Source organism: Roseateles sp., assembly GCF_965262435.1.
Taxonomy (GTDB): domain Bacteria; phylum Pseudomonadota; class Gammaproteobacteria; order Burkholderiales; family Burkholderiaceae_C; genus Paucibacter_A.
Window position 1 is genome coordinate 4,661,126 of the sequence record NZ_OZ253537.1, and the last position, 22,339, is coordinate 4,683,464.

At 62.9% G+C, this 22,339-nt stretch carries 18 protein-coding genes and 7 tRNA genes; 13 read left to right on the plus strand and 12 right to left on the minus strand.

What is annotated here, in order from left to right; all coding sequences use genetic code 11:
- Position 1 precedes the first annotated feature (1 nt).
- From fliF to fliR, 13 genes are all read left to right on the plus strand, one after another.
- On the plus strand, positions 2 to 1,687 hold the full coding sequence (fliF, locus tag ACQY39_RS20015; RefSeq protein WP_428509230.1) for a flagellar basal-body MS-ring/collar protein FliF: 1,686 nt from the start codon (positions 2 to 4) through the stop codon (positions 1,685 to 1,687).
- A gap of 54 nt (positions 1,688 to 1,741) precedes the next feature.
- Positions 1,742 to 2,737: a flagellar motor switch protein FliG gene (fliG, locus tag ACQY39_RS20020; RefSeq protein ID WP_263520518.1), complete on the plus strand. Its 996-nt coding sequence runs from the start codon at positions 1,742 to 1,744 to the stop codon at positions 2,735 to 2,737.
- A gap of 12 nt (positions 2,738 to 2,749) precedes the next feature.
- Positions 2,750 to 3,568, plus strand: a complete 819-nt coding sequence (locus ACQY39_RS20025; RefSeq protein WP_428509232.1) for a FliH/SctL family protein — start codon at positions 2,750 to 2,752, stop codon at positions 3,566 to 3,568.
- Positions 3,568 to 5,040, plus strand: a complete 1,473-nt coding sequence (fliI, locus tag ACQY39_RS20030; protein ID WP_428509234.1) for a flagellar protein export ATPase FliI — start codon at positions 3,568 to 3,570, stop codon at positions 5,038 to 5,040. Before ACQY39_RS20025 ends, fliI begins: the two co-directional genes overlap by 1 nt.
- 59 nt (positions 5,041 to 5,099) lie before the next feature.
- Complete coding sequence (fliJ, locus tag ACQY39_RS20035) at positions 5,100 to 5,573, plus strand: flagellar export protein FliJ (protein ID WP_428509236.1); 474 nt, start codon at positions 5,100 to 5,102, stop codon at positions 5,571 to 5,573.
- Positions 5,574 to 5,604: 31 nt separating this feature from the next.
- Complete coding sequence (locus tag ACQY39_RS20040; RefSeq protein WP_428509238.1) at positions 5,605 to 7,092, plus strand: flagellar hook-length control protein FliK; 1,488 nt, start codon at positions 5,605 to 5,607, stop codon at positions 7,090 to 7,092.
- A gap of 170 nt (positions 7,093 to 7,262) precedes the next feature.
- Positions 7,263 to 7,862 (plus strand): flagellar basal body-associated FliL family protein, encoded by a 600-nt coding sequence (locus tag ACQY39_RS20045; protein ID WP_428509240.1) that lies wholly within the window; start codon positions 7,263 to 7,265, stop codon positions 7,860 to 7,862.
- A gap of 31 nt (positions 7,863 to 7,893) precedes the next feature.
- Complete coding sequence (fliM, locus tag ACQY39_RS20050) at positions 7,894 to 8,898, plus strand: flagellar motor switch protein FliM (protein ID WP_263520512.1); 1,005 nt, start codon at positions 7,894 to 7,896, stop codon at positions 8,896 to 8,898.
- Positions 8,888 to 9,325 (plus strand): flagellar motor switch protein FliN, encoded by a 438-nt coding sequence (fliN, locus tag ACQY39_RS20055; protein ID WP_428509243.1) that lies wholly within the window; start codon positions 8,888 to 8,890, stop codon positions 9,323 to 9,325. The genes fliM and fliN overlap by 11 nt, the downstream gene beginning before the upstream one ends.
- A gap of 66 nt (positions 9,326 to 9,391) precedes the next feature.
- Positions 9,392 to 9,784 (plus strand): FliO/MopB family protein, encoded by a 393-nt coding sequence (locus ACQY39_RS20060; protein ID WP_428509245.1) that lies wholly within the window; start codon positions 9,392 to 9,394, stop codon positions 9,782 to 9,784.
- A complete protein-coding gene (gene fliP, locus ACQY39_RS20065; protein WP_428509247.1) occupies positions 9,774 to 10,538 on the plus strand; it encodes a flagellar type III secretion system pore protein FliP in 765 nt (254 codons plus the stop codon). Before ACQY39_RS20060 ends, fliP begins: the two co-directional genes overlap by 11 nt.
- Before the next feature lie 17 nt (positions 10,539 to 10,555).
- Complete coding sequence (fliQ, locus tag ACQY39_RS20070) at positions 10,556 to 10,825, plus strand: flagellar biosynthesis protein FliQ (RefSeq protein ID WP_428509249.1); 270 nt, start codon at positions 10,556 to 10,558, stop codon at positions 10,823 to 10,825.
- Entirely contained in the window at positions 10,825 to 11,589 is a 765-nt protein-coding gene (gene fliR / locus ACQY39_RS20075; protein ID WP_428509251.1) for a flagellar biosynthetic protein FliR, read from the plus strand. The genes fliQ and fliR overlap by 1 nt, the downstream gene beginning before the upstream one ends.
- 16 nt (positions 11,590 to 11,605) lie before the next feature.
- Here fliR and ACQY39_RS20080 read toward each other — a convergent pair.
- The 12 genes from ACQY39_RS20080 to ACQY39_RS20135 form a co-directional block, all read right to left on the minus strand.
- A tRNA-Leu gene (locus tag ACQY39_RS20080) sits at positions 11,606 to 11,692 on the minus strand.
- A 99-nt stretch (positions 11,693 to 11,791) separates the two neighbouring features.
- A tRNA-Gly gene (locus ACQY39_RS20085) sits at positions 11,792 to 11,867 on the minus strand.
- A 58-nt stretch (positions 11,868 to 11,925) separates the two neighbouring features.
- Positions 11,926 to 12,001, minus strand: a tRNA-Gly gene (locus ACQY39_RS20090).
- A gap of 387 nt (positions 12,002 to 12,388) precedes the next feature.
- Positions 12,389 to 12,464: transfer RNA gene (locus ACQY39_RS20095), tRNA-Gly, on the minus strand.
- Positions 12,465 to 12,481: 17 nt separating this feature from the next.
- Positions 12,482 to 12,555 (minus strand) — tRNA-Cys (locus ACQY39_RS20100).
- Between the two features lie 114 nt (positions 12,556 to 12,669).
- A tRNA-Gly gene (locus ACQY39_RS20105) sits at positions 12,670 to 12,745 on the minus strand.
- A 138-nt stretch (positions 12,746 to 12,883) separates the two neighbouring features.
- Positions 12,884 to 15,292, minus strand: a complete 2,409-nt coding sequence (gene lon / locus ACQY39_RS20110; protein ID WP_428509253.1) for an endopeptidase La — start codon at positions 15,290 to 15,292, stop codon at positions 12,884 to 12,886.
- 110 nt (positions 15,293 to 15,402) lie between these two features.
- Positions 15,403 to 16,671 (minus strand): ATP-dependent Clp protease ATP-binding subunit ClpX, encoded by a 1,269-nt coding sequence (gene clpX / locus ACQY39_RS20115; protein ID WP_428509255.1) that lies wholly within the window; start codon positions 16,669 to 16,671, stop codon positions 15,403 to 15,405.
- Between the two features lie 131 nt (positions 16,672 to 16,802).
- A complete protein-coding gene (gene clpP / locus ACQY39_RS20120) occupies positions 16,803 to 17,411 on the minus strand; it encodes an ATP-dependent Clp endopeptidase proteolytic subunit ClpP (protein ID WP_318013899.1) in 609 nt (202 codons plus the stop codon).
- A gap of 158 nt (positions 17,412 to 17,569) precedes the next feature.
- Positions 17,570 to 18,886, minus strand: coding sequence for a trigger factor (gene tig, locus ACQY39_RS20125; RefSeq protein WP_428509257.1), 1,317 nt, complete (start codon positions 18,884 to 18,886; stop codon positions 17,570 to 17,572).
- A gap of 23 nt (positions 18,887 to 18,909) precedes the next feature.
- Positions 18,910 to 18,996: transfer RNA gene (locus tag ACQY39_RS20130), tRNA-Leu, on the minus strand.
- Positions 18,997 to 19,178: 182 nt separating this feature from the next.
- The gene (locus ACQY39_RS20135) at positions 19,179 to 22,325 is read right to left on the minus strand and encodes an efflux RND transporter permease subunit (protein ID WP_428509259.1); all 3,147 of its coding nucleotides are present in this window, start codon (positions 22,323 to 22,325) and stop codon (positions 19,179 to 19,181) included.
- Between the last annotated feature and the right edge of the window lie 14 nt (positions 22,326 to 22,339).

Here is a 22,339-nt window from a genome sequence, read left to right on the forward strand (position 1 = left end):
CATGGACAACGCCCTCAGCCCCGCCGCCAACACCTTGCCCATGGTGACGCCCGAGCCTGCCAGCTTCGGCGCCCGCCTGGCAGCCCTGCCGGCACGCAACAAGCTGATGATGGGCGGAGGTTTGGCGATGCTGGCGGCGGCCGTGTTGGCCATCACGATGTGGTCCAACCAAGGCGACTACCGGCCAGTCTTCACCGGCCTGTCGGACAAGGACGGCGGCGCCGTCATCGCCCAATTGGCCACGCTCAATGTGCCTTACCGCCACGAGCCCGGCGGCATCATCCTGGTGCCCGCCGCACAGGTTTACGACGTGCGCATGAAGCTGGCCTCGGCCGGCTTGCCCAAGGGCAGCAGCGTCGGCTTCGAGCTGATGGACAAGAGCTCGATCGGCCAAACCCAATTCAATGAACGCCTGAATTTTCAACGCGGCCTGGAAGGCGAGCTGACGCGCACCATCACTGCCCTGGCCGACGTGGCCGATGCGCGAGTCCATCTCGCCATGCCCGAGCAGAACGGCTTTTTCCGCGAACAGCAAAAGCCCAGCGCCTCGGTCATGCTGACCTTGCGCGGTGGCCGCTCGCTGGACCGGGCCCAGATCGCAGGCATCGTGCACCTGGTTTCTGCCAGCGTGCCGGGCCTGTCGGCCAAGGCCGTCAGCGTGCTGGACCAGACCGGTGCCCTGCTGTCGAACAGCCCTGAGGTCAGCAACGGCCTGGACAGCCAGCAGCTGCAATACAAGCAGCAGATCGAATCCAACTTCAACAAGCGCATCTACGAACTGCTGGAGCCCGTGGTGGGCCGCGGCAATCTGCGTGCGGCCGTCACGGCCGACCTGGACTTCAACCAGGTCGAAAGCACCGCCGAAGAGTACAAGCCCAACCGCGGCCAGGGCACCACGGCCGCCATCCGCAGCGCCCAGACCAACGAATCGACCAATGGTGCGGCCCAGCCCCCGACCGGTGTGCCCGGTGCCGCCGCCAACCAGCCGCAAGCCCCGGCCACGGCCCCCATCGAAGGCGAGGCCGCGCCCCTGCAGGCCACCGGCGGCGCTGGTAACAACAACAGCAGCAAGCGGGACTCGGTCACCAACTACGAGCTGGACAAGACGGTGCGCGTGGTGCGCAACGCCACCGGCAATGTGCGCCGCTTGAACGCGGCCGTGGTCATCAACCACCGCCCGAACACCGACCCCAAATCCAAGGTCGCCAACATCCCGGTGCCTCAGGAAGAGCTGGACAAGCTCACGGCGCTGGTCAAGGAGACCATGGGCTTCAACCAGGAACGCGGTGACTCGCTCAAGATCATCAGCGCCCCCTTCTTGCAAGAGAAGCATGAAGAGCTGGACCTGCCCCTGTGGAAGCAGCCCTTTGTGCTGGACCTGCTTCGCACCGCCGCCGTGCCCCTGGCCCTGGTGCTGGTGGCCTTGATCGCGGTCTTCGGCATGGTGCGCCCGGCCATCAAGGCGGCCAACCCGCCGCCGCCGGAAGCGGCCGATACCGCCTCGCAGCTGGATGCCGTGGTGGACGACGACAACGAACTGCCCGCCCTGGGCGCCGACGGCGCACTGCCGGCCCTGAGCGGCCCGGTGGCCAACGAGAAGCTGGAACGCGCCCGCCTGCTGGCCCGCGAGAACCCGATTGCCGTGGCCAACATCATGCGCAACTGGATCAATGGCGAGGTCGATTGAATCGCCCCGCCCGCTCAGCCGCCCTCCCCCACCGATTGACCACCGAGCCCGACCATGGATGACAAAGGAGTAGAGGACGCCGCCATCTTGCTGATGTCCCTCGGCGAGGAGGAAGCGTCCGAAGTCTTCAAGCATCTGGCCCCGAAAGAGGTGCAGAAGCTGGGAGAGACCATTGCCAAGCTCAAGGTCGTGGGCCGCGAAAAGGTCGAGCAGGTGCTGACCCGCTTCGACAAGGTGGCCGAGACCCAGAGCACGCTGGTGTCCGACACCGACGAGTATGTGCGCCAGGTGCTGCGCAAGGCCCTGGGCGAGGACAAGGCCAATCTGCTGTTGGACCGCATCCTGCAAGGCAGCGATGTGTCCTCGATCGAAAGCCTGAAGTGGATGGACGCCGCCTCGGTGGCCGAACTGCTGCGCAACGAACACCCACAGATCATTGCCGCCATCTTGGCCCACCTGGACTTTGATCAGACCAGCTCGGTGCTGCGCGTCTTCACCGAGCGCCAGCGCAACGAAGTGCTGGTGCGCATCGCCACGCTGGACGGCATCCAGCCGATGGCGCTGAAGGACCTGAACGAGGTCATGAGCCAGGTGCTGGCCGGCGGCGAGCGCATGCGCAAGTCCTCGCTGGGCGGCGTCAAGACGGCGGCCGAGATCATCAATATGTTGGGCTCCAGCGTGGAAGCCTCGGTGCTGGACTACATCCGCGAAGCCGACGCCGACCTGGCCCAGAAGATCATGGACAACATGTTCACCTTCGACGATCTGGACAAGATCGACGACAAGGGCATCCAGGCCGTGCTCAAGGAAGTGCAGAGCGAATCCCTGGTCGTGGCCCTCAAGGGTGCCAGCGCCGAACTGCGCGAAAAGATCCTGCGCAATATGTCGAGCCGCGCAGCCGAGACCCTGCGTGAGGACCTGGATTCGCGCGGCCCGGTGCGCCTCTCGGAAGTCGAGAGCGAGCAGAAGGAAATGCTCAAGATCGTGCGCCGTCTGGTGGACGAAGGCACCATCGTGCTGGCCGGTGGCGGCGACGACCAATTCGTTTGAGGCGATTGAGTCATGACCCCTCGCCCACCCCGTCAAGTGCCGCCGCCGCCGCGCGACCCCTCGCAGCCGGCGCGCACCAGCAGCTACAGCCGCTTCATCCCGCGCGAGGAAGTGCAGAGCTTCGCAGCCTGGAACCCCGACGCCTTCCAAGGCGCGATGAACGCGCAGCGTGCGCCCATCAGCGCGCCCGCCCCGGCGCCCAGCCAGCAGGCGTCGCCCGAGCCAGCACCACCCCCGCAGCCTGATTTGCAAGAGCAGCTGCATGCCGCCCGCCAGTCCGGCTACCAGGACGGCTACCGCGACGGCATGGCCGCGCTCGATGCCTTCAAGAAAAGCTTCGCCCAGCAGATGAGCGCCCAGCTGGGCCAGCTGGTGCAGAACTTCGACGCCGACTTCCGAGCCCTCGAAGACGAGATGGCGGCCACCCTGGCCCGTTGCGCCGTCGAACTGGCCCGCCAGGTGGTGCGCAGCGAGATCACCCAGCGCCCCGAACATATCGCCAAGGTCGCGCATGACGCGGTCGAGGCCCTGCAGCTGTCGGCTCGCCATGTGCGGGTGCGCGTCAACCCGAGCGACTACCCGCTGGTGCAAGAAGGTGCTGGCGAGGAGCTGCGCGCCCGCGAAGCCCAGCTCCTGCCCGACCCGGATGTGCCGCGTGGCGGCTGCCGGGTGGATTCCGACATCAGCAGCGTCGACGCCAGCCTGGCCTCTCGCTGGCAACAGGCCGCTGCCGCCATGGGCCAAGCCTCGCTGTGGGAAGACCGCCGCACCGGCCGCGGCGACGGCGATACCGGCAGCAGCAGCAACAGCAGCTCGCAGGAGGCCTTGTGATGGCCGACTTCGACACCGAGCAGGACGAACTAAACGCCGAAGCCGCGGCTGGCAGCCGCCAAGGCCGCTGGCTGCAGTACCTGAGCAATCTGCAGGAATTCGCCGGCAATAGCCTGCCGCTGGAGTCGCAAGGCAAGCTGGTACGCGTGGCCGGCCTGGTGCTGGAAGCGACCGGGGTCAAGGTGCCGGTCGGTTCGGTCTGCGAAATCCACATGCCCAGCTCGTCAATGAATCCGCAGCGCGGCCAGCGCCCGGTCAACGCCGAGGTGGTGGGTTTCTCGGGCGACCGTGCCTACCTGATGCCAACCGACGAGATCCAGGGTCTGTCCAGCGGTGCCATGGTTGTGCCGCGCGCCCTGCCTTTGATGGGCCCGAAGCTCGGCCATCCCCTGCACCCCTGGCGCCGCAATGAAGACCGCGGCTTGCACCTGCCCATGGGCCAAGGCCTGCTGGGCCGCGTGGTCGATTCACACGGCCACCCGCTGGACCGCCGTGGCCCCTTGCAGATGACCCATGCCGAGCCCATGGTGCGCCGCCCCATCAACGCCATGGACCGCGACCCGGTGCGCAGCGCCCTGGACACCGGTGTGCGCGCCATCAACACCATGCTGACCGTGGGCCGAGGCCAGCGCCTGGGCCTGTTCGCTGGCACCGGCGTCGGCAAATCGGTGCTGCTGGGCATGATGGCCCGCTACACGCAGGCCGATGTCATCGTCGTCGGCCTGATCGGCGAACGCGGCCGGGAAGTGAAGGAATTCATCGAGGACATCCTCGGCGAGGACGGCCTGCAGCGTTCGGTCGTCGTGGCCGCGCCGGCCGACGCCCCGCCTCTGGTGCGCATGCAAGGCGCCCACTACGCCACGGCCATCGCCGAGAACTTCCGCGACCAAGGCCTGCATGTGCTGCTGCTGATGGACTCGCTGACCCGCTACGCCATGGCCCAGCGCGAGATCGCTTTGGCCATCGGCGAGCCGCCGGCCACCAAGGGCTACCCGCCAAGCTGCTTCGCCAAGCTGCCCCAGTTGGTTGAGCGCAGCGGCAATGGGCTACCAGGCGAAGGCTCGATCACGGCTTTCTACACCGTGCTCAGCGAAGGCGACGACCAGCAAGACCCGATCGCCGACGCGGCGCGCGGGATTCTGGACGGCCACATCGTGCTGAGCCGCGAACTGGCCGAGGCCGGCCATTACCCGGCCATCGACATCGAGCGCTCGATCTCTCGGGTGATGACCAATGTGGCGCCGCAGAGCCATATCGACGCCGCACGCCGCTGCCGCCAGCTGCTCGCCAAATACAACAAGGCCCGCGACCTGATCCAGTTGGGTGCATATGCCCCCGGGCATGACCACGAACTGGACTTGGCCGTGCGCCTGCACCCCGACATCGCCCGCCTGCTACAGCAGGACATGCACAGCCCGGCCTTGCTGGCCGACAGCGTTCGCCAGCTGTCGGCCGTCATCAAGGACGCCTGAATTCCGCCGATACACCAGGGGTCCGCGCCGGACCACTTTGACTTACCGAGGATCGCTTCATGAGCAGTTCAAGCAATCTCCAAGTGTTGAGCATCCTGCTCGAACGCGCCGAAGCCGAGCGTGACGAAGGCTTGCGCCAGTTCCAGGAAGCCCAGGCCCGCGCCGACAAGGCGCGCGCTCAGCATGGCGATCTGGCCCAGTACCGCAGCGACTACCAGCTGCGCTGGAGCCAGCAGTTCGCCCGCCAGGGCACCATGGACATCGTCGCCTGCTACCAGAATTTCGGCGGGCGACTCAACGAAGCGATCACCAGCCAGAGCAATTTGGCACAGTTCGCCGACCAGCGCGTGGCCACGGCCCGCGAGCGCCTGCAAGGCCTGGAAATGCGCGTCGCTTCGGTGCGCAAGCTGCTGGAGCGCCGCCGCCTGGAGATCAGCCGCTCGGCCCAGCGCCAGGAGCAAAAAGCCACCGATGAGCAAGCCTCTCGCAGTGCCTATGCCGGCGGCAACCCCTTCATGCGCCTGAGTGCCTGAGAACTCCGCGCGAGATGACAGGAGATCCTCCATGCCCCCCAGTTTGAATTCCCCCATGCTGGCCGCCAGCGAAGGCGTTCGTGCAGCGTCCTCGCGCATGGGCAGCGCCAGCGCGCGCTCCGCCATCAGCGCCAGCAGCGAAGAAACCGCTCTGCAGTTCAAACAAATGCTGAACCGGCTGGACGTGGCTGCGTCCGAGCGCAGCGCTTCAGCGAAGCCGCCGGCGTCTGCCCCGGCGCCTGACGCCAAAGCCAGCATCCGCAACACGGCGTCGCCGTCGTCCGCCCCTGAGCGAACGGCAGAACGCCTGGCTGAACGCCGCAGCGAGTCCCAAAGCCAGGAACAAAAGCTCATCGCCCGCAGAATCAACGCCCAAGTCAACGCCAAGCCTGCCGGGGCCAGCAACAGCCCGGTCGCCGGGCAAGCTGCTCTGGGCAGCGAAAAAAGCGTCCAACGCGTACAAGGCGAGCCAAATACCGAGACTGCCGACGAACAGCGGGCCGAAGACCTCAACGAAACGGCAGAAAGCATCGCCAGCGCACCGCAGGTCAAGGTCAGGACGGCCGAATCCAGCGGCGATCGCAGCAGCGAAGCTGCCGCATACGACCACGATCAAGGCCATGCATCTGAACACCCAGCAGGCCGCGCATTGAATGGGCTCAACGCGGACGATGCCTCGCGCGGTGTGGGGCTGCCGTTCGCGGCCACGTCTCTGGACGGCAAACCGCTGGAGCCCGGGCGCCCGGCGAGACGAGACAGCAGCGCGGAGGCAGGCAGCCGGCGGCTTCAAGCCACAGACCCTGCGCAGGGCCAAGCGCGCGTGGATGACCCGCGCAAGGCGGGAGCCGCAAGCCCATCCGCTGACGGCGCCACAGGCGCCAGCAACTTCGCGGCTTTGCTGCTGAGTTCAGATGCGGCTTCCGCCACGCAAGCCCTGTCCAACTCGAATGGGCAAACGGCCAGCAGCAGCGCGACGGCCACCCAAGCGGCATCGGGCCTGGAGGCCATGAGCAAAGGCCCCGCTGCCGACCCACTCGCAAGGTCGTTTGGCAACAGCGGCGGCGACACGGCGCAGATCGACATGAGGACGCCCCTTCATGCCCCGTCGTTTGCACCCGAACTCAGCGCACGGCTGAGCCTGCTGGCCGCCGACGGAGTTCAAGAGGCGCAACTGCATCTGAACCCGGCCGAACTCGGCCCGGTGGCCATTCAGATCGTGCTGGAAGGCCAGCAGGCCCAGATTTCCTTCCATGCAGAACATGCAGAGACTCGCCAGGTCCTGGAACAAGGCTTGCCTGACTTGGCCGCAGCCCTGCGAGACGCCGGACTGACGCTGAGCGGCGGCGGCGTGTTTGAGCAAGCGCGTGACCGATCGGGCCAAGAGCCGGCCAGCGACAAGGACGAGGCCGGTCGCTCCAAGCCGGCTCGATCCATCACGCTGGACGGCGCTTCGGCCGGCCTTGCTGCAGTCGCGACGTCAGCGCGGCGCAGCCAGGGCGTGCTGGATTTGTACGCATGAAACATGACGGCCAGCCACTGGCGAATTGACAAGCGGCAGTCCGCCTTTTCTCCCCTTGAGGCCGCGCTTGTGGCATCAATAATCAGCTTCAACTCGCCCCCGATCCCGAACCTTGTCGCCGCATCCGCGAGCAAGCGAAAAAAGGGGCGCTGAAGAACACAGGAGTCCGTATGGCTACACCAGCCGCAGCACCCGCCGAGGCCCCGAAAGGGGGCGGCAACAAGAAGTTGATCATCATCATCGCGGCCGTGCTCGTGCTGGTTCTGGGCGGCGGCGGCGCAGCCCTGCTCTTGATGAAAAAGAAGCCCGCGGCCGATGACGAGGAAGGCGGCGAAGCCGCGGCCTCACACCAGGAAGCACCGGCCCACGCGGCACCCAAACCGGGCACGCCGCCCGTGTTCGTGCCACTCGATCCCTTCACCGTCAATCTATCGGACAAAGATGTCGATCGCTTTGCCCAAGTGGGCATCACCCTGGAGGTGATCGACGCCAAGACGGCTGACCAAATCAAGGCCTTCCTGCCCGCCATCCGCAGCAATGTGCTGATGGTGCTGTCGCACAAGACCTCGGTGGAATTGCTGACCCGTGAGGGCAAGGAAAAACTGGCCAGGGAAGTGCTGCGCGAATCGGTGCGACCGATGGGCATCGAACTGGAAGACGAGGACGAGGCCGAGGACGAAGCCGCACCAAAGAAGAAAAAGAAGAAAAAGAAACCGGCCGTCGTCAGCCCGATCACTCAGGTCTTGTTCTCCACCTTCATCGTCCAGTGAGCCCGCTGTTGAAGCACATCGGTGATTCGCCATGAATCAGCAAATCCTCTCCCAAGACGAAGTTGATGCGCTACTGCAGGGCATCACCGGCGAGAGCCAGAAGCTCGACGCCGAGGAGGAGCAGGTTGGTGGCATACGCGACTACAACCTGGCCAGCCAGGAACGGATCGTCCGTGGGCGCATGCCCACGATGGAAATCATCAACGAACGCTTCGCGCGCAACATCCGCGTCGGCCTGTTCAACTTCATCCGCAAGAGCCCGGAAGTGGCCATCGGCGGCATCAAGGTGCAGAAGTACAGCGCCTTCCTGCGCGAGATCGTGGTGCCGACCAATTTCAACATCGTCTCGGTCAAGCCGCTGCGCGGCTCCGGGCTGATCGTCTGTGACCCGACCCTGGTGTTTGCGGTCATCGACTCGCTGTTCGGCGGCATCGGTAAGTTCCATGCCCGCATCGAAGGCCGCGATTTCTCGGCCACCGAGCAGCGCGTGATCCTGCGCCTGGTTGAGGTCATCACGGCCGAATACCACAAGGCATGGAAAGGCATCTATCCGCTCGAGTTGGAATACCAGCGCTCGGAGATGCAGCCCCAGTTCGCCAATATCGCCACGCCCAGCGAGATCGTGGTCTCCACCTCGTTCACGCTAGAAATCGGCGAGACCAGCGGCACGGTCTACTTCTGCATCCCCTACGCGACGCTGGAGCCGATTCGCGACGTGCTGTACTCGACCACGGTGGGCGACTCGACCGAGCCTGACCGCCGCTGGGTCAATCTGCTCAAGCACCAGATCCAGGCTGCGCAGGTGGAACTGGTGGCCGAGCTGGGCACGGCGCCGGCCACGGTGGAGCAGCTGCTCGCCTTCAAACCCGGCGACTTCATTGAGCTGGACCTGGAAACCATGATCAAGGCCAAGATCGACGGCGTGCCCATCTACGACTGCCACTACGGCACTTCGAACGGCAAGTACGCGATCAAAGTGGAAGAAATGCTGACCAGCCCTGACCAGGGTTGGCTGGGAGCACGCAATGTCACCTGATACCCCATCGAACGACGAGCAAGACGCCATGGCCGCTGAATGGGCGGCCGCCCTGGCGGAGTCCAAACCGGCTGAAGTCGCCGAAGAGGTGTCTGCACCCAGCGAGCAGGTCGCGCCGGCCAGCTTCGCCAATTTCTCGCCCACGCCGAGCAATCTGCCCAGCGGCGACATCAACATGATCCTGGACATCCCCGTCCAGCTGACCGTGGAACTGGGCCGCACCCGCATTCCGATCAAGAACATCTTGCAACTGGCACAGGGCTCGGTGGTGGAGCTCGACGCTCTGGCCGGTGAGCCGATGGACGTGCTGGTGAACGGTTACTTGATTGCACAGGGCGAGGTGGTGGTGGTGAATGACAAGTTCGGTATTCGCCTGACCGACATCGTCACGCCATCCGAGCGCATGCGCCGCCTCTCGAAAGCCTGAGTTCCCGGGGCAAGACCCGGCACTTCGGGTCGCATCTTCGCCCTGCCTTGGCCCACAATCAGGGCCATGAACTCTTCACCTCTGCTGCCCTTGCTCTGGTTTCTGGCCATTCTGTGCCTGATTCCCTTGGCCCTGTGGCTGCTCAAGCGCACGCCACTGGGCGGCGCCGGCAGCCAGACCCATGGCGTGATGCGCCTGGTCGCACACCTGCCCATCGCGCCGAACCAGCGTCTTCTGACCGTGGAAGTCGGTCAAGGTGAAGACCGGCGTTGGCTGGTCCTGGGCGTGACCGGGCAACAGATCAGCACCTTGCATGTGATGCCGCCACAGGCCGAAGCCCCCAGCGCTGCCGGCCTGCATTCACTTGCTAACGGCAGTTTTGCGCAGCAACTGGGCGCGCGTCTGCGCGGACAGGCGCCAAGCCAAGCCAGCAGCGCGGGAGGCCGCGATGCGAGTTGAAGCCCGGCTCGCCCGTGCCGCATGTCTGACAGGCAGCCTGCTCTGGCTTGGCACCGCCTGGGCACAGTCGAGCACACCGCCGGCCACCATCCCGCTGCTGCTGGGCCAAGGCACCAGCGGCGGTAGTTTCTCGGTACCCATCCAAACCCTGCTTTTCTTCACGGCGCTAGGCTTCCTGCCGGCGGTGCTGCTGATGATGACGGGCTTCACCCGCATCGTCATCGTCCTGTCCTTGATGCGCCAGGCTCTGGGCACCCAGGCGGCGCCACCCAACCAGGTGATCGTCGGCTTGTCCTTGTTCCTGACCTTCTTTGTGATGAGCCCGACCTTGGACAAGGTCTATGCCGAAGCCTGGCAGCCCTACAGCACCGGTCAGATGCCTTTTGAAGAAGCCCTGAAAAAGGCTGAGCCCCCCATGCGCAGCTTCATGTTGAAGCAGACGCGCCAGGCCGATGTGTCGCTGTTTGCGCGTCTTGCCAAACTCGATGAAAGCGTCAAAGCCGAGGACGTGCCCTTCAAAGTGCTGGTGCCGGCCTTCGTCACCAGTGAACTGAAGAGTGCATTTCAAATTGCCTTCCTGATCTTCATCCCCTTTCTGGTCATCGACATGATCGTCAGCAGCGTGCTGATGAGTCTGGGCATGATGATGCTGTCCCCGGTGCTGGTCGCCCTGCCCTTCAAGCTCATGCTCTTTGTGCTCGCGGACGGCTGGAACTTGTTGCTGGGCTCACTGGCGGCCTCCTTTGTCACCTGAAGGAATCGGAACACCTCATGGACGCACAACAAGTCTTCACCTTCGGCCAGCAAGGCCTCTACATCCTGATGCTGGTGGCCGCACCGGTTCTGCTGACCGTGCTGGCCGTGGGCGTGCTGGTCAGCGTGTTTCAAGCCGCGACGCAGATCAATGAGTCGACCTTGAGCTTTGTGCCCAAAGTGGTCGCGGCCGTGTTGGTGCTCTCCATCACCGGCCCGTGGATGGTGACCACCCTGGTCGAATACATCCAGCGCACGCTGAAGACCATCCCGCAAGTGGTCAGCTGATGTTCTCCGTCACGGAGGCACAGCTGCTGGAGTGGTTGAATCCGCTGCTGTGGCCATTCATACGGACCCTGGCCCTGTTCGCCGGCATGCCCATCTTCAGCCAGCGCAATGTGCCGGCTCGAGTCAAGGTGGGCTTGGCCTTGTTCATCTCACTGGCCGCCCAGCCTTCCCTGCCGACGATGCCGCTGGCACCGCTGGACTCCCTGCCCATGCTGCTGCTTTTGTTGGCGCAGCAAATGCTGATCGGGCTGTCCATGGGCTTTGCCGTGCGCCTGGTGTTTGCATCGCTGGAATTCGCGGGCGAGTTGATCGGTTTGCAGATGGGCCTCAATTACGCCGGCTTCTTTGACCCCGCGACCGGCAGCCAGGGCACCGCCAGTGCCCGTTTCTTTGGCAGCATGGTGGCGTTCCTGTTCATCGCCATCAACGGTCACCTGCTGCTGATCAATGCCTTGATTCAGAGCTTCCATGCTTTCCCCGTTGGCGACGAGCCCTTCCACTTCCTGCGCGTGGCGACACCTCAGATATGGGGCGCGGAGATCTTCCGCATCGGCCTTTGGATTGCCCTGCCATTGATCACGATGTTGATGTTCGTGAACCTGGTGCTGGGTGTGATCTCGCGCGTCGCGCCGCAGATCGGCGTCTTCTCGGTCGGCTTCCCGCTGACGGTGAGCATTGGGCTGATCGGCATGGTCGCCACCCTGCCGCTGATGCAAACGCCATTCACGGTGGCACTGGAGCGCTTGTTGGCGGCCTTCACCTAAAACGCATGTGCGCTGCTGGTGCCCAGGACGGGACTTGAACCCGTACGACCGTGAGGTCGGCGGATTTTAAGTCCGCTGCGTCTACCAATTTCACCACCCGGGCGGCGGTCAGGTCGCGCATTATCGCTGCGTCTGCTAGCGAGAATGCGCGATGCCTGCGGAATGCAAAAAGGGAAGCCTGAGGGCTTCCCTTTTGCAGATCTGGAGCGGGTAACGAGGCTCGAACTCGTGACCTCAACCTTGGCAAGGTTGCGCTCTACCAACTGAGCTACACCCGCATTTTTCGAATCTGCGCCGAACAAGCCGCAAACCCGTTGGTAGGGTTGAAAACAATTCTGGAGCGGGTAACGAGGCTCGAACTCGTGACCTCAACCTTGGCAAGGTTGCGCTCTACCAACTGAGCTACACCCGCATCGCTTTCTTTCAACAGCACGCAAGCGCGCTATTTTCAGAACCGATGAAACTGCGTCCATCTTGTTTTCATCTCGCTGGCTTAAGCTCTTTATCAAGAGAACTGAAATCAGCGAAGTCTTGCATTCTATACTTGTTATTCAACTCTCGGCAAGCTTTGCTGAATATTTTTCAAACTTTTGGCGATGGAGCTCGACACCATTCTTCTTGCGATCGACTCAGGTCGAGCATGCTGTTTGCCTTCGCCCTCGCTCAGCCTGCAAGAATTCCGGTGCTCCGGCCAAAACAGAAAAGGGAAGCCATAAGGCTTCCCTTTTTCTGATTCCAAAGGCGCTTCGAGTTTTTCAAGCTTGACTGTCAAACTTGAAAAATCGGCCAATCGCCTGTTTGGAGCGGGTAACGAGGCTCGAACTCGTGACCTCAACCTTGGCAAGGTTGCGCTCTACCAACTGAGCTACACCCGCATATGCACATCAAATTTTGGAGGCGCGATCCAGAGTCGAACTGGACTAACCGGATTTGCAATCCGGGGCATAACCGCTTTGCTATCGCGCCAAACTCGTTCACTTCATCAATCGAAACCGAAATTCCGACTGATTAAAAAAGGGAAGCCGGGGCCTCCCTTTTTGCGAATCGCCTTATGCAAGCATGATTGGATTCTTGTATTTCTGGAGCGGGTAACGAGGCTCGAACTCGTGACCTCAACCTTGGCAAGGTTGCGCTCTACCAACTGAGCTACACCCGCATCTCGCCTCGACACTGTGTGCTTCAACTGTTTCCAGCTGATCCACCGTCGCGTCGAAGCTCAGATTCTAAACCATTTTTTGAGTCAACTGCAAGCCCTCGCACGAAAGTGATCCTTCCTGCGGGGCTTGAAATTCACTCAATGCGTGGCGGCCGGCGCTGCCACCACCGCTTCGGCCTTGGCCGCTGCGGCAGGTTCTTCATCCGGCAAAGGCACAGGCATGGACTCCAGCGCCACCTCCAGCACCCGATCGATCCAGCGCACTGGCACGATCTCCAGCTGGTTCTTGACGTTCTCAGGAATGTCCTGCAAGTCCTTGACGTTCTCTTCCGGGATCATCACGGTCTTGATGCCACCACGGTGGGCCGCCAGCAGCTTTTCCTTCAAACCGCCGATGGCCGTCACTTCACCGCGCAAGGTGATTTCGCCGGTCATCGCCACGTCGGCACGCACCGGAATGCCGGTCAGGGCCGAAACAAAGGCGGTGGTCATGGCCGCACCTGCGCTCGGGCCGTCCTTGGGCGTCGCGCCGTCGGGCACGTGGACGTGCACATCGCGCTTCTCGAACAACTCGTCCTTGATGCCCAGCAGGCGTGCGCGTGAACGCACGACCGTACGGGCGGCCTCGACGGATTCCTTCATCACATCGCCCAGCGAACCGGTGCGGATGATGTTGCCCTTGCCCGGCATGGCCGTGGCTTCGATGGTCAGCAGATCGCCGCCCACTTCCGTCCAGGCCAGACCGACCACTTGGCCGACCTGGTTCTTCTTCTCTGCGCGACCGAAGTCGTACTTGCGCACGCCCAGGAAGTCATTGAGGTTGTCCTCTGTGACCACAGCCTTGCCTTCGAAGGTCTTGAGCGCAATGCCCTTCACCACCTTGCGGCAGATCTTCGAGACTTCGCGTTCCAGCGAACGCACACCGGCTTCCCGGGTGTAGTAACGGATGATGCCGCGAATGGCGGATTCGGTGACTTCCATCTCCTCTTCCTTGACGCCATTGTTCTTGCACTGCTTGGGCAGCAGGTAGCGCTGAGCGATGTTGACCTTCTCGTCCTCGGTGTAACCCGACAGGCGGATCACTTCCATCCGGTCCAGCAAGGCCGGCGGAATATTCATCGAGTTGGAAGTGGCGATGAACATCACATCAGAGAGATCGAAATCGACCTCGACATAGTGGTCACCGAAGGTGTGGTTCTGCTCAGGATCCAGCACTTCGAGCAGTGCCGAGGACGGGTCGCCACGGAAATCCATGCCCAGCTTGTCGATCTCGTCGAGCAAGAAGAGAGGATTGCGCGTGCCCACCTTGGACAGGCTCTGCAGCACCTTGCCCGGCATGGAGCCGATGTAAGTGCGCCGGTGGCCACGGATCTCGGCCTCGTCACGCACACCGCCCAGGGCCATGCGCACGAACTTGCGGCCGGTGGCGCGCGCCACCGACTGACCCAGCGAAGTCTTGCCCACACCCGGAGGGCCGACCAGGCACAGAATTGGCGCCTTGACCTTGTCCACGCGCTGTTGCACAGCGAGGTACTCGACGATGCGGTCCTTGACCTTGTCCAGACCGTAATGGTCTTCGTTCAGCACGTCGACGGCATTGGACAGGTCGAACTTGATCTTGGTCTTCTTGCTCCAGGGCAGGTTGACCAGGGTCTCGATGTAGTTGCGCACCACGGTGGCTTCGGCCGACATGGGAGACATCAGCTTGAGCTTCTTCAGCTCGCCGTCGGCCTTCTTACGCGCTTCCTTGGGCATGCGAGCAGCCTGGATCTTCTTGTCCAGCTCCTCCAGATCAGCGCCCTCTTCGCCGTCGCCGAGTTCCTTCTGAATGGCCTTGACCTGCTCGTTCAGGTAGTACTCGCGCTGGCTCTTCTCCATCTGGCGCTTGACGCGGCCGCGAATGCGCTTTTCCACCTGCAGGATGTCAACTTCATGCTCAAGCAAATCGAGCAATGTTTCCAGACGCTTGCCCACCTCGGCCAGGTCCAACACCGACTGCTTGGCGTCGAGTTTGAGCGGCAGGTGAGCGGCAATCGTATCGGCCAGGCGACCGGCATCATCGATGCCGGCGATCGAGGTCAAGATCTCCGGCGGAATCTTCTTGTTCAGCTTGACGTACTGGTCGAACTGCTGAGTCACCGCGCGGCGCAGAGCCTCAACCTCGGGCTTGAGGTCGGTCTCGGGCGGAATGGGCAGAACCTCGGCGACGAAATGCTCTTCCCCGTCGGTGATGGACTGGGTGGTGGCGCGCTGCAGGCCTTCGACCAGCACCTTGACGGTGCCATCGGGCAGCTTGAGCATTTGCAGGATGCTGGAGACACAGCCCACTTCGAACATATCGTCCGACTTGGGCTCATCCTTGCCGGCGGCCTTTTGGGCCACCAACATGATCTGACGGCCGGCTTCCATCGCGGCTTCGAGGGCCTTGATGGACTTGGGGCGACCCACGAAGAGCGGGATCACCATATGCGGGAACACGACCACATCGCGCAAGGGCAACAGTGGCAGGGTGATGGGTTCCGCAGGCAAAACAGGATGACCGGACATGAAAACCTCTCTTTCTCAGACCCAGATGCGGTCCGAGATCAGTATTGCAAGATGCCTGGGGAATGGAACTGGCCCTTCAAAGCGGCCAGTTCTCTCGTGTCGATTCAACTTCAGGCGCTGGCCTTGGCCTGCTCGCGATACACCAGCAAGGGCTTGGCCCCTTCGTCAATGTTGTGCTCGTCCAGCACCACTTTGGCCACGCCGTCCAGGGCGGGCAGCTCGAACATCGTGTCGATCAGCGACAGCTCCATGATGGAGCGCAGACCACGCGCTCCGATCTTGCGGGCCAGTGCCTTGCGTGCAATTGCGGTCAAGGCCGATGGGCGCACTTCCAGCTCGACACCGTCCATGGCGAACAACTGCTGGTACTGCTTGAGCAAGGCATTCTTGGGCTCAGTCAGGATCTGCACCAGCGCGTCCTCAGTCAGCTCGCCCAGAGTGGCAACCACCGGCAGACGACCGACCAACTCAGGAATGATGCCGAACTTGATCAAATCTTCGGGCTCGACTTCGCGGAACAGTTCGGCCGCACGGCGGTCTGTCTTGCTCTGCACCGAAGCACCAAAGCCGATGCCGGACTTTTCTGAACGGTTTTGGATGACCTTCTCCAGGCCATCGAATGCGCCACCGCAGATGAACAGGATGTTGGTCGTGTCGATCTGCAGGAAGTCTTGATTAGGGTGCTTGCGGCCGCCCTGCGGAGGCACGGAAGCCATGGTGCCTTCAACCAGCTTCAGCAAGGCTTGCTGAACGCCTTCGCCCGACACATCGCGCGTGATCGACGGGTTGTCGGCCTTGCGGCTGATCTTATCGATTTCGTCGATGTAGACGATGCCGCGCTGGGCGCGCTCCACGTCGTAATTGCAGTTCTGCAGCAGCTTCTGGATGATGTTCTCAACGTCCTCACCCACATAGCCTGCTTCGGTCAGCGTGGTCGCGTCGGCGATGACGAAGGGCACATTCAGCAAGCGGGCCAGGGTCTGAGCCAGCAAGGTCTTGCCGGAGCCCGTGGGACCGATCAAGAGGATGTTGCTCTTGGACAGCTCGACCGTGTCCTTGGTCCCGGCCATATGGCGCAGGCGCTTGTAGTGGTTGTAAACCGCAACCGCCAAGGTGCGCTTGGCGACATCCTGGCCGATCACATACTGATCGAGGCTGGCCTTGATCTCGCTCGGCACCGGCAGATCGGACTTGCTGGCGCGCGCCTGCGGCGTGTCGGCCGGCACTTCGTCGCGGACGATGTCATTGCAGAGCTCGATGCACTCGTCGCAAATGAACACCGATGGGCCAGCGATCAGCTTCTTCACCTCATGCTGGCTTTTGCCGCAGAAGGAGCAGTACAGGACTTTTTCGCTGGAATTGCCTTTTTTCTCGGCCATGGATCTGCTTGTCTTTCAGGCGTAAATGCCTGCAGTGATGATAGTTCAAACGGACAAGGGGCCCTTTTCTGGATAAGGGCCCCCTACTGCCGTCAATTGGGCCCGGGTTCAGGCCACACGCGAGCGGATGCTCAGGCGCGCTTTTCCACCACCTGGTCGATCAGGCCATAGGCCTGCGCTTCGGCGGCGGACATGTAGTAGTCGCGCTCGGTGTCGTTCTGGATCTTTTCCAGGCTTTGGCCCGAACGCTCGGCCAGGATGCGATTGAGCTGCTCGCGGGTCTTGAGGATCTCGCGGGCGTGGATCTCGATGTCAGTCGCCTGACCTTGCGTGCCGCCCAGCGGCTGGTGAATCATGACCTTGGCATTCGGCAAGGCCATGCGCTTGCCCTTGGCGCCTGCGGCCAGCAGGAAGGCGCCCATGCTCGCTGCCATGCCCATGCACAGAGTCGACACCTGCGGCTTGATGAACTGCATGGTGTCGAAGATGGACATGCCGGCCGAGACGCTGCCGCCGGGCGAGTTGATGTAGAGGAAGATGTCCTTGTCCGGGTTCTCGCTCTCCAGGAACAGCATCTGGGCCACCACCAGATTGGCCACCGCATCATTCACCGGGCCGACCAGGAAGATGATGCGCTCGCGCAGCAGGCGGCTGTAGATGTCGTAGGCACGCTCACCGCGGCCCGATTGTTCGATGACGATGGGCACCATGCCCAGGTTGTTGATTTCCAGCGCGCTCATGGGTGTTCTTCCTCTGAAAAATGTCTCGATCGAACTTCTTGCGAACTACCAACTAGGTATGGGGCCTGATTATGTGGTCGCAAGGCAAAGCCCTGAAAAATGAAAAAAGGCGCCGGCCTTGCGGTACGGCGCCTTTCCGGCAGGTGCTGCGAACGGGATCAGTTGGCAGCCGTGGCCATCAGCTCGTCGAAAGGCAGGGACTTGTCGCTGACCTTGGCCTTGGCCAGCACAAAGTCGGTGACGTTGTTTTCAACGACCACGGCTTCCACTTCGGCCAGACGGTTGCGGTCGCTCAGGTACCAACGCACCACTTCAGCGGGCTTTTCGTAGCTTTGAGCCAACTCTTCGATGTGCGCTTGCAGCTGCTCGGGCTTGGCTTGCAGATTGTTGGCGCGCACCAGCTCGGCCACCACCAGGCCCAGGCGCACACGGCGCTCGGCTTGGGGCTTGAAGATTTCTTCGGGGATCGGGGCCTTGTCAGCATCCTTCACGCCGCGCTTCTTCAGGTCTTCGCGGGCTGCAGCCACCAGGCGCTCGGCTTCGCCGGACACCAAGGCGTTGGGCACGTCGAGTTCGGCGCTGGCCACCAGAGCATCCATGACGGCGCCCTTGTTGCGAGCCAGCACGCGGAACTTCACTTCGCGCTCGAGGTTCTTCTTGATGTCAGCGCGCAGGCCGTCCACCGAAGCTTCACCAATGCCCAGGGACTTGGCGAAGGCTTCGTTCACTTCCGGCAGGTGCTGGGTTTCGATCTTCTTGACCGTCACCAGGAAGTCGGCTTCCTTGCCGGCCACGTCCTTGCCGTGATAGTCCTCAGGGAAGGCCAGGGGGAAAGTCTTGGACTCGCCCACCTTCATGCCGCGCACGGCCTTCTCGAAGGCTTCCAGCATCTGGCCTTCGCCGATGATGAATTGGAAACCGTCGGCCTTGCCGCCGGCGAAAGGCTCGCCATCGAGCTTGCCTTCGAAGTCGATGGTGACGCGGTCGCCATCGGTCGCGGCTTCAGCGGCGGCGCGCTGGGCAAAAGTGCGGCGCTGCTTGCGCAGGATGTCGACGGTCTTGTCGATCGCTTCGTCGGTCACTTCGCTGGCGACGCGCTCGATGTCGGCGGCCGACAGATCACCCAGCTTGACTTCCGGGTAGACCTCGAAGGTGGCGTCGAAAGCCATCTGGCCTTCGGGCGACTCTTCCTTCTGGGCGATCTTGGGAGCGCCGGCGACGCGCAGCTGCGCTTCGTTGGCGGCGACCGAGAAGGCCTCGCCCAGCTTGTCGTTCATGACTTCGTACTGGACGGAGTAGCCATAACGCTGAGCGACCACGCTCATCGGCACCTTGCCGGGGCGGAAGCCATCGGCCTTGACGGTGCGGGCCAATTTCTTGAGACGGTTCTCGACTTCGCTGTTGATGTCAGCGGCCGCCAGCGTGAGCGTGATGCGGCGTTCGAGCTTTTCGAGGGTTTCGACGGTGACAGCCATTTTTGACTCAGTACAAAGTTATCTGGTGCGCGGGGCCGGACTCGAACCGGCACGCCGGTGAAGGCGTCAGGACCTAAACCTGGTGCGTCTACCAATTTCGCCACCCGCGCTAAGTGGATTCAAGCCTGCTTGACAAAATTCCTGTCGGAATTCGGCCGCACAAGCCCGTGGCATTTCGGCAAACCGTGGATTGTAGCCATTTGGAGAGCCAAAAAATGAGCCCAAGGAAAACCCCCGGTCGGGGGCCTCCTTGCGAGCTCAATGGGACTGAGTGTTGTGGACGCTCTTCAGCTCAAAGTTGCGAGTGGCCGGGCTCGGGCTGACGCACGCGGAACCAGGCCGCGTACATGGCCGGCAGCGCCAGCAGGGTCAGGGCCGTGGCGACGATCAAGCCGCCCATGATGGCCACCGCCATCGGCCCCCAGAACACGCTGCGCGACAGCGGCACCATGGCCAGCACGGCCGCTGCAGCCGTCAGCACGATGGGACGGAATCGCCGCACCGCCGACTCGACGATGGCGTTCCAGGCCGGCACGCCGCGCGCCCGGTCCTGCTCGATCTGGTCGATCAAGATGACCGAGTTGCGCATGATCATGCCCATCAGCGCGATCACGCCCAGCAAGGCCACGAAGCCGAAGGGCTTGTCCAGGAGCAGCAGCGCCGCCGCCACCCCGGCGATGCCCAGCGGGCCCGTCAGAAAGACCAGCATGGAGCGCGAGAAACTCTGCAGTTGCAACATCAGCAAGGTGAAAGTGATGAACAGCATCACCGGCACGCCGGCCGCAATCGATCCCTGGCCCTTGCTGCTCTCCTCCACCGCACCGGCCACCGAAATGCTGTAGCCCGCCGGCATCTTGGCTTGCAGCGCTTGCAGCTGCGGCCAGATCTGAGCGCTGACGGTGGCGCCCTGCATGCCCTCGGTGACATCGCCCTGCACCGTCACCGCATAGGCCCGACCCTGACGGGCCAGCACGCCCGGCTCCCACTCGAAGCCGACCTTGGCGATCTGCGTCAGCGGCACCGAGCGGCCGGTACCGGTCATCACATAGGCGTTGCCGATGTCAGTGATGGCATTGCGCTCCTCCAGCGGCGGTCGTAGCACGATGTCCACCAGCTTGTCCCCTTCGCGGTACTGGCCGATGGTGGTGCCCGAGAGCAAAGTGCGCGAACCCTGAGCCAGGCTCTGGCTGGTGACGCCAAGCGCGCGCGCCTTGTCCTGATCCACATCGAGCTTGAGCACCTTGATGGACTCGCGCCAGTTGTCGTTGACGCCGCGCATATGCGGATTGGCGCGAACGATTTCCTTGGCCTGGTCGGCCCAGTAGCGCACCTGCTCGACCTTTTCGCCCGAAACGCGAAACTGAACCGGATAGGCCACCGGCGGGCCATTGGGCAGCAGCTTGACGCGCGCCCGCACCTCCGGGAACTCGGCGGCAAGCAACTCCGGCAGGCGCTTGCGCAAGGCCTCACGCTCATTCATGCCCTTGGGCAAGACGATGGCTTGGCTGACCGCTGGATCGGGGAACACCACGTCCATAGGCAAATAGAAGCGCGGCACGCCGGAACCGATCCAGGTGCTGACGGTGGCCACGCCCGCCTCCTTCATCAGGCGGGCTTCAAATCGCTGCGCCACAGCCTGGGTTTGCTGGATCGTCGAACCCTCGGGCAAGGTCATGTCGACCAGAATCTCTGGCCGGCTGGAATCGGGAAAGAACTGTTGCTGCACCCGCGTCATGCCGAACAGACCGAGCGCGAACACCAGCACCGTCGCGCCAATCGTGAGCCAGCGGTGCTGCACACACCAACCCACCGCCGTTCGGAAGCGGCTGTAGAAGGGTGTGTCGAACATCTCATGCCCCTGGCCTTCCTTGGCCGGATGGGTGCGCAGCAAGAGTGCGCCGAGATAGGGCACGAAGTAGACCGAGACAAACCAGGAAATCATCAGCGCCGCGGCCGTGACCGCAAAGATGGCGAAGGTGTATTCCCCGGTCACCGACTTGGCCAGACCGATGGGCAGGAAGCCCACGGCGGTGATCAAGGTGCCGGTCAGCATGGGCATGGCCGTCGCGTCATAGGCGAAGGTGGCGGCATGCATCTTGTCGCAGCCCTCCTCCAACTTACGCACCATCATCTCGACGGCAATGATGGCGTCGTCCACCAGCAAGCCGAGCGCGATGATCAGCGAGCCCAGCGAAATCTTGTGCAGGCCCACGCTCCAATAGAACATGGTCACGAAGGTGATGGCCAGCACCAGCGGAATCGTGATCGCCACCACCAAGCCCGGCCAGATATCCACACGCAGCGGCCGTGTGTGCAGGCCCAGAGCGATGAAGCTGACCGCCAGGACGATCACCACCGCCTCCAGCAACACCTGCACAAACTCGTTGACCGAACGCGTCACGGCCTGCGGCTGATCTTGCACCTGCACCAACTCGATGCCAGCGGGCAAAGTCTTGCGGATCGCCGCCGTGGTCTTCTGCAGCGCCTTGCCCATGGCGACGATGTCGCCGCCCTTGCCCATGGACACGCCCAGGGCAATCACGTCCTTGCCCTGATGGCGCACCATCACAGACGGCGGGTCGGCATAGCCGCGCCGCACCTCGGCAATGTCCGACAAGCGCAGCGTGCTCGCTTGGCCGGTCACCGGATTGATCGCGCGGATGGCGAAGTCCTTGAGCGCCTGCACCGAATTGAACTGGCCGCCAATGCGGATCTGCAAATTGCCGGCCCCGGCGTTGAGCACGCCGCCACCCTCGACCGCGTTCTGCGCGCCGAGCTGATTGATGACCTGACCGAAGTCCAGGCCGAGGTTGGCCAGACGCTTTTGCGAGACCTCGATGAAGACCTTCTCGGGCTGGGCTCCGAAGGTCTCAACCTTGGTCACATCGGGCACGCGCAAGAGCTGCGAACGCACCCGCTCTGCGTACTCGCGCAGTTCCTCGGGCGTGAAACCGTCTGCCGATAACGCGAAGATCGAGCCGTAGACGTCACCGAACTCGTCGTTGAAGAACGGCCCGTAGACCCCCTGAGGCAAGTTGCCCTTCATATCGCCCAGGCGCTTGCGAACCTGGTACCAAACCTCAGGCACATCCTTGGCCGCCGAGTCGTCCTTGAGCTGGAAGACCGTCAACGACTCGCCCGGCTTGGTGCTGCTGAGGATCTTGTCGCCCAGCGGCACTTCCTGCAGGGTCTTCTCGATCTTGTCGGTCACCTGCTCGGCCATTTGCTGGGCCGTGGCGCCCGGCCAGAAGGCTTGCACCACCATCACGCGGAAGGTAAACGGCGGGTCCTCATCCTGGCCCAGCTGGAAATAGGCGGCAAAGCCCATGACCATGAGCACGATCATCAGATAGCGGGTCAGCGCCGGGTGCTCCAGCGCCCAGCGCGACATATTGAAATGGCGACCGGCGGTCGCGGGAGCTTGCTCGTGAAGGCTCATGCGGCTGGCTCCGG

Excerpts from the sequence above, each read along its gene's own strand:
- fliF (WP_428509230.1), top strand. The coding sequence starts at position 2 with ATGGACAACGCCCTCAGCCCCGCCGCCAACACCTTGCCCATGGTGACG.
- fliG (WP_263520518.1), top strand. The coding sequence starts at position 1,742 with ATGGATGACAAAGGAGTAGAGGACGCCGCCATCTTGCTGATGTCCCTC.
- ACQY39_RS20025 (WP_428509232.1), top strand. The coding sequence starts at position 2,750 with ATGACCCCTCGCCCACCCCGTCAAGTGCCGCCGCCGCCGCGCGACCCC.
- fliI (WP_428509234.1), top strand. The coding sequence starts at position 3,568 with ATGGCCGACTTCGACACCGAGCAGGACGAACTAAACGCCGAAGCCGCG.
- fliJ (WP_428509236.1), top strand. The coding sequence starts at position 5,100 with ATGAGCAGTTCAAGCAATCTCCAAGTGTTGAGCATCCTGCTCGAACGC.
- ACQY39_RS20040 (WP_428509238.1), top strand. The coding sequence starts at position 5,605 with ATGCCCCCCAGTTTGAATTCCCCCATGCTGGCCGCCAGCGAAGGCGTT.
- ACQY39_RS20045 (WP_428509240.1), top strand. The coding sequence starts at position 7,263 with ATGGCTACACCAGCCGCAGCACCCGCCGAGGCCCCGAAAGGGGGCGGC.
- fliM (WP_263520512.1), top strand. The coding sequence starts at position 7,894 with ATGAATCAGCAAATCCTCTCCCAAGACGAAGTTGATGCGCTACTGCAG.
- fliN (WP_428509243.1), top strand. The coding sequence starts at position 8,888 with ATGTCACCTGATACCCCATCGAACGACGAGCAAGACGCCATGGCCGCT.
- ACQY39_RS20060 (WP_428509245.1), top strand. The coding sequence starts at position 9,392 with ATGAACTCTTCACCTCTGCTGCCCTTGCTCTGGTTTCTGGCCATTCTG.
- fliP (WP_428509247.1), top strand. The coding sequence starts at position 9,774 with ATGCGAGTTGAAGCCCGGCTCGCCCGTGCCGCATGTCTGACAGGCAGC.
- fliQ (WP_428509249.1), top strand. The coding sequence starts at position 10,556 with ATGGACGCACAACAAGTCTTCACCTTCGGCCAGCAAGGCCTCTACATC.
- fliR (WP_428509251.1), top strand. The coding sequence starts at position 10,825 with ATGTTCTCCGTCACGGAGGCACAGCTGCTGGAGTGGTTGAATCCGCTG.
- lon (WP_428509253.1), bottom strand. The coding sequence starts at position 15,292 with ATGTCCGGTCATCCTGTTTTGCCTGCGGAACCCATCACCCTGCCACTG.
- clpX (WP_428509255.1), bottom strand. The coding sequence starts at position 16,671 with ATGGCCGAGAAAAAAGGCAATTCCAGCGAAAAAGTCCTGTACTGCTCC.
- clpP (WP_318013899.1), bottom strand. The coding sequence starts at position 17,411 with ATGAGCGCGCTGGAAATCAACAACCTGGGCATGGTGCCCATCGTCATC.
- tig (WP_428509257.1), bottom strand. The coding sequence starts at position 18,886 with ATGGCTGTCACCGTCGAAACCCTCGAAAAGCTCGAACGCCGCATCACG.
- ACQY39_RS20135 (WP_428509259.1), bottom strand. The coding sequence starts at position 22,325 with ATGAGCCTTCACGAGCAAGCTCCCGCGACCGCCGGTCGCCATTTCAAT.